The organism is Paenibacillus darwinianus, from assembly GCF_000598065.1.
GTDB lineage: Bacteria > Bacillota > Bacilli > Paenibacillales > Paenibacillaceae > Paenibacillus_I > Paenibacillus_I darwinianus.
This window is the reverse complement of record NZ_KK082157.1, coordinates 4,680-18,065: the sequence shown is the minus strand read 5'-3', so window position 1 is coordinate 18,065 and position 13,386 is coordinate 4,680. Positions and strand designations below refer to the sequence as shown.

At 56.1% G+C, this 13,386-nt stretch carries 16 protein-coding genes; 6 read left to right on the top strand and 10 right to left on the bottom strand.

Annotation, left to right across the window (positions count from 1 at the left end):
* The 3 genes from BG52_RS07735 to BG52_RS07725 form a co-directional block, all read right to left on the bottom strand.
* A partial coding sequence (locus BG52_RS07735) for a DUF309 domain-containing protein (protein WP_081793679.1) occupies positions 1–352 on the bottom strand: 352 nt, incomplete at its 3' end.
* Positions 345–1,148, bottom strand: coding sequence for a GTP diphosphokinase (locus BG52_RS07730; protein ID WP_036583443.1), 804 nt, complete (start codon positions 1,146–1,148; stop codon positions 345–347). The genes BG52_RS07730 and BG52_RS07735, both read right to left, overlap by 8 nt.
* Positions 1,149–1,167: 19 nt before the next feature.
* On the bottom strand, positions 1,168–2,265 hold the full coding sequence (locus tag BG52_RS07725; RefSeq protein ID WP_036583441.1) for a quinone-dependent dihydroorotate dehydrogenase: 1,098 nt from the start codon (positions 2,263–2,265) through the stop codon (positions 1,168–1,170).
* Positions 2,266–2,421: 156 nt separating this feature from the next.
* On the opposite strand from BG52_RS07725, the gene BG52_RS16025 reads away from it, so the two are divergent.
* A complete protein-coding gene (locus BG52_RS16025; protein WP_223298948.1) occupies positions 2,422–2,583 on the top strand; it encodes a hypothetical protein in 162 nt (53 codons plus the stop codon).
* Positions 2,584–2,830: 247 nt separating this feature from the next.
* Here the strand turns inward: BG52_RS16025 and BG52_RS16775 are convergent, their stop codons facing one another.
* From BG52_RS16775 to BG52_RS07710, 3 genes are all read right to left on the bottom strand, one after another.
* A complete protein-coding gene (locus tag BG52_RS16775) occupies positions 2,831–2,998 on the bottom strand; it encodes a stalk domain-containing protein (protein WP_223298947.1) in 168 nt (55 codons plus the stop codon).
* Between the two features lie 168 nt (positions 2,999–3,166).
* Entirely contained in the window at positions 3,167–3,409 is a 243-nt protein-coding gene (locus BG52_RS07715) for a ferredoxin (RefSeq protein ID WP_036583437.1), read from the bottom strand.
* Positions 3,410–3,455: 46 nt separating this feature from the next.
* Positions 3,456–4,757, bottom strand: a complete 1,302-nt coding sequence (locus BG52_RS07710) for a DNA polymerase IV (RefSeq protein WP_036583434.1) — start codon at positions 4,755–4,757, stop codon at positions 3,456–3,458.
* 189 nt (positions 4,758–4,946) lie between these two features.
* Here BG52_RS07710 and cimA point away from each other — a divergent pair, with 189 nt between their 5' ends.
* Positions 4,947–6,557, top strand: a complete 1,611-nt coding sequence (cimA, locus tag BG52_RS07705) for a citramalate synthase (protein ID WP_036583432.1) — start codon at positions 4,947–4,949, stop codon at positions 6,555–6,557.
* Between the two features lie 65 nt (positions 6,558–6,622).
* On the opposite strand, the gene BG52_RS07700 is transcribed toward cimA, so the two are convergent.
* Positions 6,623–7,153, bottom strand: a complete 531-nt coding sequence (locus BG52_RS07700; RefSeq protein ID WP_036583430.1) for a TlpA family protein disulfide reductase — start codon at positions 7,151–7,153, stop codon at positions 6,623–6,625.
* A 143-nt stretch (positions 7,154–7,296) separates the two neighbouring features.
* On the opposite strand from BG52_RS07700, the gene BG52_RS07695 reads away from it, so the two are divergent.
* On the top strand, positions 7,297–8,601 hold the full coding sequence (locus BG52_RS07695) for an MFS transporter (protein ID WP_036583427.1): 1,305 nt from the start codon (positions 7,297–7,299) through the stop codon (positions 8,599–8,601).
* An 87-nt stretch (positions 8,602–8,688) separates the two neighbouring features.
* Positions 8,689–9,138, top strand: coding sequence for a M67 family metallopeptidase (locus BG52_RS16770; RefSeq protein WP_036583424.1), 450 nt, complete (start codon positions 8,689–8,691; stop codon positions 9,136–9,138).
* Here the strand turns inward: BG52_RS16770 and BG52_RS07685 are convergent.
* The 3 genes from BG52_RS07685 to BG52_RS07675 are packed head-to-tail and all read right to left on the bottom strand — an operon-like array spanning position 9,103 to position 12,340.
* Positions 9,103–9,840 (bottom strand): exonuclease domain-containing protein, encoded by a 738-nt coding sequence (locus BG52_RS07685; RefSeq protein ID WP_036583421.1) that lies wholly within the window; start codon positions 9,838–9,840, stop codon positions 9,103–9,105. The two genes, BG52_RS16770 and BG52_RS07685, sit on opposite strands and share 36 nt — an antisense overlap.
* A gap of 16 nt (positions 9,841–9,856) precedes the next feature.
* Positions 9,857–10,930, bottom strand: a complete 1,074-nt coding sequence (locus BG52_RS07680; protein ID WP_036583419.1) for a DUF294 nucleotidyltransferase-like domain-containing protein — start codon at positions 10,928–10,930, stop codon at positions 9,857–9,859.
* Between the two features lie 51 nt (positions 10,931–10,981).
* Positions 10,982–12,340 (bottom strand): ammonium transporter, encoded by a 1,359-nt coding sequence (locus BG52_RS07675; RefSeq protein WP_036583416.1) that lies wholly within the window; start codon positions 12,338–12,340, stop codon positions 10,982–10,984.
* A 377-nt stretch (positions 12,341–12,717) separates the two neighbouring features.
* Between BG52_RS07675 and BG52_RS07670 the strand changes: the two genes are divergently transcribed.
* Together BG52_RS07670 and BG52_RS15350 are read left to right on the top strand one after the other, a co-directional pair.
* On the top strand, positions 12,718–13,161 hold the full coding sequence (locus BG52_RS07670) for a MerR family transcriptional regulator (protein ID WP_036583414.1): 444 nt from the start codon (positions 12,718–12,720) through the stop codon (positions 13,159–13,161).
* 32 nt (positions 13,162–13,193) lie between these two features.
* On the top strand, positions 13,194–13,386 hold a 193-nt coding region (locus tag BG52_RS15350), incomplete at its 3' end, for a zinc metallopeptidase (RefSeq protein WP_190287494.1).

Sequence of the window (13,386 nt, the reverse complement as noted above, 5' to 3'; positions counted from 1 at the left end):
GGCCGGCTCCCGTCGAAGCCGCCTCCGCTTCGGCCGCACGATAAGCCGTCAGCGCGGCGAGCGCCCTGCGCGTATCCAATTTCAGTCGGCCAAGATCCAGTCCAAGCTCGATGTCGGCGTACTCCGCCAGCTTCTCCAGCGCGGCCGTGAACAGCTTGACCGCGCCCGACCAATTATCGTTGCGCCAATGGTGCAGGCCGACAGCGACCTGAAGCAGCCCTTGGTACAGCAGGTTTCGTCCTTCCTCGAGCCACAGCTCCTCCATCACCTCATGGCATTCGAAATAATCCTCGTCCACATTGAACAGGACGACGAAATGGACGAAACGCCAGTCGTACACGGCATCAGGCATTGCCGCCCCGCTTCGCCCGCGCGATCGAAGCCTGGATATCGTCGGCCAATTGCTTCAGCCCCCAGATATCCTCCTGCTCCCACAGCTCGTTGAAGCGCAGCTGGTATTGCGCCGCCTCGCGGACGCGGTGAAAAAAATACAAATCCTGAATGCCGGAGAGCACCTTGGAGACGACATTGGAGCTCTCCTCGAAGCCCCGCTGCGCATCGACGATTTCCTGGCGGATGCTGGACATTTCCGTATCGAGCTGGAAAGCGGCCTCGGCCGCTTTTTTGAGCCGATCCCGCACATCCTCAGGCAAGCTTTCCTTGTATTTATAATTGAGCGAATGCTCGATCGTCGCCCAGAAATTCATCGCCAGCGTGCGAAGCTGGATCTCCGCCAGCACTCTTTTCAATCCCAATGCCGTCTGTACCGGATATTCGACGATCATGTGGAAGCTCCGGTACCCGCTTTCCTTGTAATTCGTTATATAGTCCTTCTCATAAACGAGCAGCAAATCCTTGCGTTTGCGGATCGATTCCGCCACCGTCTGGATATCCTCGACGAACTGGCACATGATGCGAATGCCCGCGATGTCCTCGATCCCCGTCTCGATCCGGTCCATCGGCACGTTCAGCCGCTTGGCCTTCTCGAAAACACTCGAAATCTTCTTTACCCTGCCGGTAACGAATTCGATCGGCGAATAGGCCTCCCGTGTCTTTAATTCGCCGCGAAGTGTTTTGAATTTGACCTTCAATTCCTCCACGGCCTGTTCGTAAGGAAATAAAAAGAGGTTCCAATCCCGGCCGTCCATACCGCCGCCTCCTGCCTGGTTAATGATGATCCGCACCGACCGCTTCCGTGACGGAGCGGAAGCCGTCCCGTCTCAGCAACTGCGCAAGCCCGGCCGTCATATCCCTCACCGCTCCCGGCCCCAGATAGATGAGCGCCGTATACACTTCGACCAGCGATGCTCCCGCGCGGATTTTATCGTATGCGTCCTGAGCCGTAAAGATGCCGCCGGAACCGATAATGGGCAGCTTACCGCCCGTTTGCCGGTAAACCGCCCCGACGACCTCCGTCGAACGGCTACGCAGCGGCGATCCGCTTAGCCCTCCCGCCTGAGAGGCATGCGGATGAGTCAGCCCTGCGCGCGAAACGGTCGTGTTCGTCGCAATGATTCCGCTCACCCCGCTCGTCGCGATCGTCTCGACCGTATGCTCGAGCTGCTCGTCCGACATATCCGGCGCAATCTTGACCAGCACCGCCTTCGGCCGGCCGCCATGCTTGGCCGCCTGCGCCGCCATCTCACTCGTCACCTCCGCAAGCAGCAGCTTCAGATCGTCGCCATGCTGAAGCGCGCGCAAATCCGGCGTGTTCGGCGAGCTGATATTGACGACGAAGAAATCGCCGTAAGGATAAAGGATACGCAAGCATGCTTTATAATCTTCATGCGCCAACTCATTCGGCGTCCATTTGTTTTTACCGATATTGACGGCAATCGGCACGCTGCGCCGCGTCAGGAGCTTTAACCGCTGCGCCATCGCCTCGGCGCCTTCGTTGTTAAAGCCCATCCGGTTGATGAGCGCTTCGTCGGCAGGCAGACGGAACAGCCTCGGCCGTTCGTTGCCCGGCTGGCTCTTCGGCGTAACCGTTCCGACTTCCAGAAACGACAGGCCGATGCTTGCGAAGCCTTCCGCCGCTTTGGCGTTTTTGTCCAGACCGGCCGCCAGTCCGACCGGGTGCAGGAACCGCAGGCCGAATCGTTCCACCGCCAGCTCGGACGGCGCCTCGACCCCGTACATCCCGCGAATCAGCCCTTTCATTCCCGGCACGCGCGAAGCCGTGTGCAGGCCGTCGATTACCAGATGATGCGCCCGCTCCGGATCGAGCTTAAAGAAAAACGGCTTTCCCACTTTCCGATACAACATCTCGTCGTCATCTCCACTTCCGCTGTTAGGCTCTAACGAACAGTGTAGCTTTTTCAGCAAAAAAAGGAAAGACATGTTTGTCCCAAAAACACGGAAACATCATGAAAACGGCGGTTGCGGGTCTAGCGGAATCCGGTTACAATGGGCTTAGAATTCGTGGAAAAGAGGATGATCGCCATGAGCACCGCCCGCAGAAAACCGCCGACAATGAAGCAGAAGCCCAAAGAGGAAGTAAACAGAAAGGCGCTCATTTGGATCGGTGTTTCAATCGCCGCCGTCGTCATTGCAATGGCGTTGCTACTTATTTTCAACGGCTGACGACAGGCCAGCCGCCGGTGTAATTTTATCGGGTTCGTCTCGTGCGGCCCGGACACAGCGCTCATCTGCGCCCGGGCCTGGCGATCGGAATGGAAGACCTTACTGCTGCTGGAGCCGGCTTTAAGCCGGCCTGCGTCGTTTCGTACATTTCCTTAGTGTCCTCTCTTCTCCCGCGCAAATGTTTGCCCCCGCTCCCCCGATCCTTCCCGTTGATCCGGCTGCGGTGCGAATGACTTGTTCCGAACGCCTAACCTTGCACATCCAGATCCATCTGTTCAGCGAAAAATCGAACGGGCAGATATAACCGGTTCTGCCGGATGAAAGGGGCGGCCGGCAACTGTATGGTGCCGGAAGGCGCGCCTTTCCTTGAATATACGACTGTTCTCGACCCGGCGGTTACTTTTATAAACCGCATCCCCCCGGCTAAGCGCAGCCGTGCTTGCAAAACCATGCTTCTATCGAATCCTCCCCCTTAATTCCCATGCTTGTTCATTGCTATCTATCATTCTACTCGAAAAACAGAGAACCCCCCCAAGCTTGTCGAACAAGCCGGGGGGGCGTTATTGAGAAGATGGCGATCCGATCAGCCTTCTTTATTAAAAGGCGTATCGGCGATTTTGATCGAATCGGTCGGGCATCCGTCGGACGCGTCCTGCAGATCGTCATACAGATCCTCGGGAATTTCAGTGTTGCCGGTATTGCCGTCGGCGTTGAAGATCACTTCTGCCAAGCCTTCGTCATCGTAATCGTAAATATCGGGCGCCGTAGCTCCGCAAGCGCCGCAAGCGATGCAAGTATCTTTCTCTACCCATGTAAACTTAGCCATTAGTTAGGTCCCTCCTAGAATCTATCGTCAACCGTCGGTTTAACCCTCAATCATCAATATATAATAAATGCTCGTCCAATTGCAAGGATGTGCCGCGAATTCGGTGGTTGCGAATGCGCGTCGAAGGATCGTCGCCGAGCATGCCCGCCGTCAGCACCGCATTCTCCCCGAATTTGTCTCTTAACGCGTCCATCGCCCGAATCAGCGCTTCCTTTTTGGGCTGGCTTCCATAATCGAACAGATCGAGCTGGACGACCGTTTCGTCGCGCTCTTTCAGTCCTTGCAGCGTTATTCCCAACAGACGCACAGGAGAATCGGCCCGCCAGTGACGGTCATACAGCCTGCACGCCTCCGCATGAATGACATCGGCCGATTCGACAGGAACGGGCAGCGTAGCGGAGCGGGTAATGGTTTTCATGTCCGGCGTCCGGATCGTGATCTGGACGCCGGACGCCATCAGCTTCTGGCGCCGCAGCCTCCGCGCCGTCTGGTCCGCTAGATTCAGCAAAATCCGATGCGCTTCCCCCCGATGCGTAACATCTTGGGGCAGCGTGGTCGTATGTCCGATCGATTTGTTCTTCTCTCTGACCGGGTTGACGGGCGAATGATCGATGCCGTAGGCGGCCGACTTCAACCAATGTCCGTGAACGCCGAATTGCTTGACCAGCAGCAGTTCATCGGCGGCGGCGAGCTGCCCGATCGTATGAAGGTTCATACGCCTCAGCTTCTCCGCCGTCTTTCGGCCGACGCCGAACAGCGAGTCGCACGGTTTGTCCCACAATAGCCGCGGAACGTCCCGAAGGCGAAGCACGGTTACCCCGTTCGGCTTTTTCATATCCGATGCTATCTTGGCCAGAAGCTTGTTGGGCGCGATTCCGATCGAGCAAGGCAGCGTCCATTCCGAGCGTATGCGGCTCTGAATCGCGTCGGCGATCTCAAGCGGCGTTCCGAATTGCTTCGAGCCGGTGATATCCAAGTAACATTCATCAATCGATACCGACTCGACCAATGGCGTGTATTGGCGGACGACGCCGAGAAACCCGCGGGAATATTGGCGGTACAGATCGAAGTCCGGCGTGATCAGAATTAACTCACGACACCGTTGCAAGCCCTCGCGCACCGTCATGCCCGTTTTGACTCCCCGCCGTCTGGCCGCGTAGGAGGAGGTGACGATAATGCCTTTGCGCAGCTCCACGCTGCCCGCCACCGCCGTCGGTTTGCCTGCGTATTTATCGGGCTCTTCCGCCTCGTGAACGGAGCAGTAGAAAGCATTCATATCCACATGGAGCACGACACGGCCGTTAGCCGGATAGGCTTCTCCGCCTCCATTACGATTGCCGTCCGTCATCGCCGCTATTCCTCCTGTCCGTTGAATGGCGCTTACGATCAGCATATCCCCGGCGGCCCGCATGGTCAACGGAGAAGCATCCGGAAGAGCATCCGGAAGTTGTGGCCTAACGGGTTCCCGAGGCGCTTATTAAATGCTATAATAGGAAATTATCATTGCAAAAGGTACACGAAGGGGGAGCGTCCCGCGATGGCTGGCGGAATTTACGTGTTTGACACTACGCTGCGAGACGGCACACAAGGGGAAGGCATCAGCCTCTCGGCGGACGATAAAATCAAAATTGCCAGGAAGCTGGATAAGCTGGGCGTTCATTATATTGAAGGCGGCAACCCGGGCAGCAACAATAAGGACATTGAATTTTTCAAACGGGTCAAGGAACTGAAGTTGAACGCCAAGCTAACGGCTTTCGGAAGCACGCGGCGCAAAAACATTGCAGTCGAGCAGGACGGCAACCTGCAGCGTATCGTAGAATCCGGCGTACCGGCCGCGACTCTGGTAGGCAAAGCCTGGGATTTTCATGTGCATACCGCCCTGCAGACGACGCTTGAAGAAAACCTGTCGATGATTTACGACTCTTTCGCTTATTTGAAGCAGTACGGCATGGAAGCGATCTACGATGCGGAGCACTTTTTCGACGGCTTCAAGAACAATCCCGATTATGCGCTCGCGGCGCTTCGCAAGGCGCATGAAGCGGGCGCCGACTGGCTCGTCCTGTGCGATACGAACGGCGGCACGCTGCCGAACGAAATCCGCGACATTGTGGCGCGCGTAAGAAACGAGCTGAACGCGCCGATCGGCATCCACACGCATAATGACTGCGAGCTTGCCGTCGCCAATACGCTGGCGGCCGTTCAAGCCGGGGCTACGCAGATTCAGGGCACGATCAACGGTTACGGCGAACGGTGCGGCAATGCCAACCTGTGTTCGATCATTCCGAATTTGCAGCTCAAGATGCAGTACCATTGCATCGCCGACGAGCAAATGCAGCAGCTCACGAGCGTCGCGCGCTACGTCAGCGAAATCGCCAACGCGCATATGCCGGTCGGACAGCCTTTCGTCGGCAGCGCGGCGTTTGCGCATAAAGGCGGCATTCACGTTTCGGCGGTCATGAAGGATTCCAAAACGTATGAGCACATCGCGCCCGAGCTGGTCGGCAACAAACAGCGCGTACTCGTATCCGAACTGGCCGGACAGAGCAACATTATTTCGAAGGCGCAGGAAATGGGCCTCGACGTGAACGCCAACAATGAGCATACCAAATCGATTATTGACAAAATCAAAGACCTGGAGCACCAAGGCTATCAGTTCGAAGGCGCGGACGCCTCTCTTGAGCTGCTGCTCAGGGAAGCATTCGGACAGACAAAGGAGATTTTCCGGCTAGAGTCGTTCAAAATGCTCGTCGAGAAGTCGGCGGGTCAAATGATGTCCGAGGCGATCGTCAAAGTCAACGTCGACGGACAAACCGTCTACACCGCCGCCGAGGGAAACGGGCCGGTCAACGCGCTGGATAACGCCCTGAGAAAAGCACTGGTCCAATTTTACCCCGATATTATGGGCGTCGTGCTGTCCGATTATAAAGTGCGTGTCATCGACGAGAAGGATGCCACCGCTGCCAAGGTGCGCGTCATGATCGAATCAACCGATTTCGATAATACGTGGAGCACGGTCGGCGTATCGGATAATATCATCGAGGCAAGCTGGGAAGCGCTGGTCGACAGCATTCGTTATGCCCTGCTTGGCTCCGAGAAGCAGGAGAGCGAGCAGGCGACGCGCGGACAGCTCGGGCTCGTGAACCACTGACGCGCTTTCGCCCGCAAACGACAAACGGCAATGGAATCCGATTGGACGGAATCCATTGCCGTTTGTCAATTCCATTTCTCGATGAGCGACTCCCATTTGGCCACCGGGATCACACCCGTAATCCTCTCCCGTATGACGCCGTTCTTGTCGACGAGCAGCGTCGTCGGAAATTGAGCAACATTGTACAGATCGGTCACCGCCCCTTTCCTGTCCATCAGGATTGGAAAGGTGAGACCAAAATCATCCACGAACTGACGGGCCTCCCTTTCGCGGTCATATTTGGTCGCGTTGACGCCGATCAGGGTCATCGTATCCTTATACCGCTCGTACAGCTTTTGCAAATCAGGCGCTTCAAGAATGCAAGGCCCGCACCAGGACGCCCAGAAATTGATGAGCACCACCTTGTCCGCCGGCCCACCGACGCGCACCGGCCGATCGGCCAAATCGGGCAGCTCGAAAGAAGGAGCCGCATAACCTTTTTTCGGCTTGGCGTCGCCTGTCGGCGCAGCTTCGCTCCGGTCTTTGTCAGCATTCTGGTAAAAAGCGAAAATCGCCAGCATCGCGATCACGATCAGCATCGACCTTCGTCTGTTCATGTGCAAATCCTCCTTCCTTCTTGCCCTTTGCGTTTACCGTATGTCTAGAGCCATCTTATCACGGGGCGGAATGGCGGTTCAAGCAGGAGGGTACATTAAACGATGGCGTTTCCTTTATCACCGAGAAGCGGAGGTCGGTACCCATGCAAAAAGCGAAAGCCGGATGGAGCTACGGCGGCGCGTCAAGCAGCAATGGCCGTTTTCGTGCGTCGGATTCACCGAAAGAAAAGAAGCCCGGCGGAAGCAGGAAATCGAAGTGGATCGAGTATCTTGCGCTTGCGACCGTACCGCTTGTACTCGTACTGGGCAACTCGATGCTTGTGCCGATTTTACCCGAATTGGAGAAGAAAATGGGTGTCAGCTCCTTTCAGGCCAGTCTTGTCATTACATTATTTTCCGTAACCGCCGGCGTATTTATACCGTTGGCGGGGTATTTATCGGACCGCTTCTCCCGCAAAGCGATCATCCTGCCTTCGCTGGCTGTATACGGCGCGGCCGGCGTGCTGGCCGGCTTCGGCGCTTTGTGGCAATCCTATCCGGTGCTGATTGTCGCCAGGGCCATACAAGGTCTCGGCGCGGCGGGTACGGCGCCTATCGCCATGGCCTTGGTCGGCGACATGTATAAAGGCGGCACCGAAAGCGAAGCGCTGGGGATGATCGAGGCCTCGAACGGGACGGGTAAAGTAATCAGCCCGATTCTCGGGTCGTTGTTCGCCTTGATCGTCTGGTATGCCCCGTTTTTCGCCTTTCCCGTTTTCTGCGCGTTGTCTCTGATCGCCATGATATTTCTGATCAAGGAGCCTGCAGGCAAAAAGGAGGCTCCGTCGCTGCGCGAGTACGCTTCGAACGTCGCGGACGTGTTCCGCAAGAAAGGCCGATGGCTGATTCCGGCTTTCATCGCCGGCTCGCTCGCTTTGTTTACCTTGTTCGGCGTGTTGTTTTTTCTGTCGGATATGCTGGAGAAGCCGCCCTATTCGATCGACGGCGTCGTCAAAGGCGGCGTATTGGCGATACCGTTGCTGGGCCTCGTCGTGACCGCCTTTACGACGGGCCGGATCATCAAGAACAACGGCAAGCTGATGCGCGTCCTCATGAATGTCGGCCTGTTGATGATGGCCGTCTCGCTGACCGTTGCCATCTGGGGGGAACGCAATCTGATTCTGCTGATCGCGCTGCTGACGCTGAGCAGCGTCGGGACCGGATTTCTTCTCCCCTGCCTGAACACGCTAATCACAGGCGCGGTGGATAAGGCGCATCGCGGCATGATCACCTCGCTCTACAGCAGCCTCCGCTTTCTCGGCGTCGCATTCGGTCCGCCCATATTCGGCTGGCTGGAGGGCATCTCGCGAACGATGCTGTTTGCAACCGTGTCCGTCCTGTCGGCCATTGCGCTGGCCTTCATCTTCTTTCTGGTGAAGCCGCCGACGGAGGTGGGCGGAGCAGCCTGACAGCGCCGTTTTTATACGCTATACTACGGAGTGACGCGAAAGCGGCTGCCGGATGGACAGCTCTAGGAACGAGGTGAGGGTTGACAGGTGGAATCCCGAGTATTCATAACATCCTACGCCTATGCACAATTGGTGCGCGTTTGCCGCGCCGCGTGGCCGCATGAAGCGTGCGGCGTGCTGTCGGCGCCCCGGGCCCCGCATCACGAGTCGATAGGACCAACGGACGGGGTGCATCCGGTTCCGAACGCATCCGATCGTCCCGAAGCGCGATTCGCCTTCGAGGCCGAGTCCTGGATCGAAACCTTCTACCGCATAACAAACAACCGGCAAATGATTGCCGGTTTCTATCATTCGCATCCGAACGGCTCGCCGCTCCCTTCCGGGAGCGATGCTGCCGGCTGGCCCGGACTTCCCGGCGCAGCCTACTGGATCGTGTCCTTTTCGGTACGGGACCGTGCGCAAGTGAAGGCATACCTGCCGCGCCAAGACGCATCCGGCGCATTAGTGTTTACTCAAGTAAGCGTACAAATCACCTAACGTGATAATATTGCGCGAATGAATCATCGCCAAAAAACGTTGCCACAGCTTTGCCGTCATTATCGAATCCTCTAGCGCGTGGTGCCGGTGCGTCACCTCGACACCATAGCTTTCCAGCAGCTCATCAAGTCCGTAGCCGCTTCTTTTGGGCTCGAGCCACTTGGCGACCATCATCGTGTCCAGCACCCGATGGGTCAAATTCACCTTCGAGGTCCGCCATAACGCCGCATTCAAAAATTGCTTGTCATGCCCCGAGCCATGCGCGATCAGCACCCGCTGCTTGCCGGCGAATTCCATGAAATCGTGCAGCACTTGCATCAGATCGGGCGCCGATTCAGCCATAGCGTTCGTGATGCCCGTCAGCTCGGTAATATGACGCGGCACCTTCCGTTTCGGATTGACGAGGCTGTAAAACTGCCGGGACGGCTGGATCTGCTCACCTTTCATCGCGACGCCGCCTACCGAAATAATCTCATCGCCGTTATAGGGATAAAACCCGGTCGTCTCCAAATCGAAGACGACCGTTTCCATCTCGCTAAGCGGCTGCTCCAGGGCCGATTGCTTGCGCTGCTCCCTTGACATCGAGCGGATAAAAGCCATCTGCTGCGCGTTCTGCTGACCCAGCATCGAAGCGATCGCGGGCGTGATGCCACCCATTTTGTACAAATGCCAGGCACGTCCGACGCCCTTCTGTTCTTTCATCTTACTCCCCTCCGCCTTACTTGAGCTTGCCGAGCGTCTGTCTGTACACGCGGCGCTGCAGCTTTTTCCCGGTTCGAAGACCGCGCTTGAGCTCACACGCCAACTGCTTGGTCAGCCGGCTTCCGGCCAGCTTGCCACTGCTCCCGTATGTTCCTTCATCCGTCGCTTCGCTTGTGTATAGCCGCAGCCGCAGAAACAGCCGGAATGCCGAGGCGTACTCCGCCGAATCCTGTTCCGACAGCTTGCCGGCATCGCGCAGCGCCCGTATGCGTTCCAATGTGGACGTGGCCCGGATCCCCCCCTGAATCGCCATCAGCCGAATGGAATTGATAAGCGGGATATAAGCCCCGTATTTGATGTCCAGACTGCCTGATTGGGGGCCGTACCGCTCGGTGATCAGCTGGCCGAAAACGCCGATCAGCACTTTATAACGAAGCGTGTTCTCCAGCATTCTGCGCACAATAACCGGATGATCCAACGTATCGCGAAAATAGTGCTCCTTCAGCCGATCTGCCAAGGAGCGGTCCCCGCAAACCATTCGCCCGTCCGCAATAATGAGCAGATAGCGGACGACCTCCCAATGCGCTATTTCAAACCATCGGTCGAGCTTATCCATCCAGCCTTGCAGCGAATCGCACCAGTCGGGATTGGAGCTGATGACGTTGCCCTCGCATGGCGGGTAACCGATTTGCTGCAGCGTTTTGACGATAACCTGTGAGAATGAATAAAAATATTGCTTCACCGCCCCCCCGTCCATCGATGCGGGAGGATTGTCATACAGCATGCCGCTGTCCTGGTCGCTGGCCAATGTTTGCTCCCTCCGGCCTCCGCTGCCGAACAACAAATAAGCATATGGCACGGGGGGAGAACCCATCCCCATCCGTGCCATCTCTTGCTCTGCCACGTAAATGCCGCGCGCAATCAGCGCATCATGCATCCCGTTCAGATCGTTATTGAATTGTTCGACGGATGCCGAAGGGAGCAGCGACTGCATTCGCTGTTGAATCTGATCCCGCAAGCTGCGCAGCGCTTCGGCATTCCCGGCTGTGCCGACAAGTCCGTACAGCTGCGCCATCACCGGATCGTTCATTCGGCGCTCTCTCCCCTCGGTCGGTTTGACGCCGCACCGCGAATCACGGTATCAAGCGTTCAATTTTTGTTGCGCTTTTTTCATTTGCTCCGGGTAACCGTAATTGCCGTGCTCGCTCAAGTCCAGACCGATGATCTCTTGCTCTTCCGTGACGCGGAAGCCCATGATCATTTTCATAACCCCCAGAATGAGGAACGAAGCGGCCAGCACGAATGCGCCGACTACAACAACGGACTCGAACTGCACCCACAATTGGTACCAGCTGCCTGTATCGAACAAGCCGCCTTGACCGACGCCCACTTTCGCAGCAAGCTCTTCCGTTGCAAAGAAGCCGTTAGCCAGCGTTCCCCAAACACCGGCCGCGCCGTGTACCGAAAGAGCGTAAATCGGATCGTCCACTTTCATTTTCTCGAAAAACTTCACGCTGTAAAAAACAAGAATGCCGGCAAGGAAACCGATGACGACCGCTGCCCATGGCTCCACGAAAGCCGAGGATGCAGTAATGGCGACCAAACCGGCGAGCGCCCCGTTAAGCATCGTTGTAATATCGGTTTTGCCCATCACCGCCCACGAGATCAACAGAGCCGACACGGCGCCCGCCGCCGCTCCAAGCTGCGTATTGAACGCGACATAAGCGAAGAATCCATCACCGACGCTCAGCGCGCTGCCCGCGTTGAAGCCGAACCAGCCGACCCATAACAGCAGAACCGAAAGTGCGGTGAACACCTGGTTATGGCCGAGAATTTCATTGGCCGAGCCATCTTTATTATATTTGCCGATCCGCGGTTTCAGCAATACCGTCGCCGCGAATGCGACGAGCGCGCCGGTCAGATGTACGACCGTGGAGCCCGCGTAATCCTGTGCGCCGTCTTGAGCGAGCCAGCCGCCGCCCCAGATCCAGCGCGCGACTACCGGATAAATAACCGAGGCAAAAAAAATCGTAAAAATTAAATAAGATGAAAGCTTTGCACGTTCCGCGAAGCCGCCCCACGCGATCGACAACGAGATCGTCACGAACATCAACTGAAAAATGAAAAATGCCGTCGTCGCATATCCGTCGGTCTCACCGGCCGCAATCGGCGGATTGAAAAAGAAATTTCCGAGACCGAAAAAATCGTTGCCGTTCGGACCGAACGCGACGCCGTAGCCTACCGCCCAGTAAATCAGCGAAGCCAAGCCCATCGTAAAAATCGTTTTGCCTGCGACGTGGCCCGCGTTCTTCATTCGGGTCGAGCCGGTCTCCAGCAGGATGAAGCCCCCTTGCATCAAAAGCACGAGAACTCCGGCGAGCAGGATCCAGAGCGTATTCAGCCCCATATTGAGCATTCCCGCGGACGGCGCACCCGCGAAAGCCATTGCCGGGAAAATCAACGACAACGCTCCTAATGTTAGCAAAACTTTCTTGACCACAACGACCACTCCCTAAATGTAATGTTATCTAACCTTAAGTGAAATACTTAATGTCATTATAGACAGAACCACATCATTTGACAATATGGTTTTTACGATTTTTTGTAACAATACGGGTTAAATTCTAACATTCGTTTGATTTTCACCCTTTAATGTTAAGTTTTTGATCCGATTTGAAACGTTTTTCATCAAATAGGTGGTTGATTCTTCGCATTTTCTCTACTTCATCCACAATCACCTCTCTCATCAAGGGATAGATTCAATGTAGGTTTATATGACGTTCCCCCGCCTGACACAAAACCGTTACGTTTGACTGTACGGTTCTAAATTCGGTATTATAACGGTAAGAGTATAAAGTACGGAAAGCGGGTGAGGATATTGGGGATAAAGTAAAGCTGTACCGGATCGGGGAATTGGCGAAGAAAGCCAACGTCAGCCCGCGGACGATCGATTTCTACACGACGATCGGACTGATCCAGCCGGTTAAACGGTCGGCCAAAAATTACCGGCTCTACGGTTCTGAAACCTTGGACCGGCTGGAACGTATTGAACAAATGAAAAACGAAAAGCTCACGCTCGATGAGATTAAAACCGTACTCGATCAATGGAGTAAGGTGTCGCCCGAAGAGCACATCCACCGCAAGCTCACGGACCTGCAGCTACACCTGTCGCAGCTGGAGCGGGATGTTAAGGAGCTTGAGCCGGTCATCGGCCGACTGAAGCCGCAGCAGGCGAAAAACGTGTATAAACGCCTGATGCCCCAGACGGCTGCGTGCATCGAAGCGCTCATGATTCTTATTAATAAAGGGCCTCTTATGTAGCGGTGAGTTCATAACAACGGAGGGGAATTCACATGATATTGTTTCACCCGATGGATTGGCTCATTCTCGTTGCGTTCGCCATCTCGATCTGGGCCCAGTTCCGCGTCAAAGGTACATTCAATCGCTGGGCGGAGGTTCCGACCGCTTACGGACTTACCGGTTACCAGGCGGCACGGCGCATGCTTGACAACAACGGCTTGCACGATGTGCCGATCGAGCCGGTTC